The organism is Pseudomonas sp. CAN1 (genome assembly GCF_030462585.1).
Lineage (GTDB): Bacteria > Pseudomonadota > Gammaproteobacteria > Pseudomonadales > Pseudomonadaceae > Pseudomonas.
This window is the reverse complement of sequence record NZ_JASMRU010000095.1, coordinates 1-906: the sequence shown is the minus strand read 5'-3', so window position 1 is coordinate 906 and position 906 is coordinate 1. Positions and strand designations below refer to the sequence as shown.

At 67.3% G+C, this 906-nt stretch carries 1 pseudogene; it reads right to left on the bottom strand.

What is annotated here, in order from left to right:
- Positions 1-804, bottom strand: a pseudogene (gene hutU / locus QO207_RS31465) (urocanate hydratase); the annotation flags it as partial.
- Positions 805-906: the final 102 nt, after the last annotated feature.

Genomic DNA, 906 nt, shown 5'->3' with positions numbered 1-906 from the left:
AGCCGGATCGGTCTGCGCGCGGTCGCGGTACTGCTCCCAGGTCCAGCCGGCCGGCAGGTAGCCGTTGAGCGGGTCGTGGGCGGAGGTCTGGTCGGTGACCATGTCCGGGCGCACGCCGCGCTTGAGCAGTTCCGGGAGGATTTCCGCGGCGTTGCCCAGCAGGGCGATGGAGATGGCCTTGCCTTCGGCGGTGTACTGGGCGATGCGCGCCAGGGCGTCATCCAGATCCTTGGCCTGCTCGTCGACATAGCGGCTGGCCAGGCGGAAGTCGATGCGGCTCTGCTGGCACTCGATGTTCAGCGAGCAGGCGCCGGCCAGAGTGGCGGCCAGCGGCTGGGCGCCGCCCATGCCGCCGAGGCCTGCGGTGAGTACCCAGCGACCCTTGAGGTTGCCGTCGTAGTGCTGGCGGCCGGCCTCGACGAAGGTTTCGTAGGTGCCCTGGACGATGCCCTGGCTGCCGATGTAGATCCACGAGCCGGCGGTCATCTGGCCGTACATGGCCAGGCCCTTGGCATCGAGTTCGTTGAAGTGCTCCCAGTTGGCCCAGTGTGGCACCAGGTTGGAGTTGGCGATCAGCACGCGCGGGGCGTTGGCGTGGGTCTTGAAGACGCCGACCGGCTTGCCGGACTGCACCAGCAGGGTCTCGTCTTCATTCAGTTCCTTGAGGGTCGCGACGATCTTGTCGTAGCACTCCCAGTTGCGCGCGGCGCGGCCGATGCCGCCATACACCACCAGCTCCTTGGGGTTCTCGGCGACTTCCGGGTCGAGGTTGTTCATCAGCATGCTTGCGCGCGGCGCGGCCGATGCCGCCGTACACCACCAGCTCCTTGGGGTTCTCGGCGACTTCCGGGTCGAGGTTGTTCATCAGCATGCTGTCCGGCGCGCATGCGGTCGAGGATGGCGTTG